Source organism: Pseudomonas oryzihabitans (genome assembly GCF_032027545.1).
In the GTDB taxonomy this organism is placed as follows: Bacteria; Pseudomonadota; Gammaproteobacteria; order Pseudomonadales; family Pseudomonadaceae; genus Chryseomonas; species Chryseomonas oryzihabitans_F.
Window position 1 is genome coordinate 1 of record NZ_JAVSJB010000113.1, and the last position, 349, is coordinate 349.

1 pseudogene is annotated in these 349 nt (G+C 69.6%); it reads right to left on the reverse strand.

Annotated elements, in window-relative coordinates:
- Positions 1-349: pseudogene (locus RND78_RS27960) on the reverse strand (filamentous hemagglutinin); the annotation flags it as partial.

A 349-nucleotide genomic window follows, 5' to 3' on the forward strand; every position in this document is an offset into this window, starting at 1 on the left:
GCCCGCCGCGTTCGCCAGGCTGGCGCTGCTCAGGGTCAGGCCGCCATCGGCGACCAGTTGCCCGCCGCCGTTCTGCACCGCACCACCGGTGACGGTCAGGGTCTGCTGGCCGGCGCTGAAGACCAGGCCCTGACGGTTGTCCAAGTCGGCAGCGGTGAGGTCCAGGGTACCGTCGCTGAGCAGTTGGCCCTGGTCGTTGAGCAGTAGCCCCTGGCCATCGACTCGTTTGCCGGTCAGGGTCACGCTCAGGCCTTGGCGACTGGTGAGCAGGCCGGTGCTGTTGTCGAGGCTGGCGGCTTCGACGTCCAGGCCGGCCGCGGATAGGGCACCCTTGACGTTGGCCAGGGCT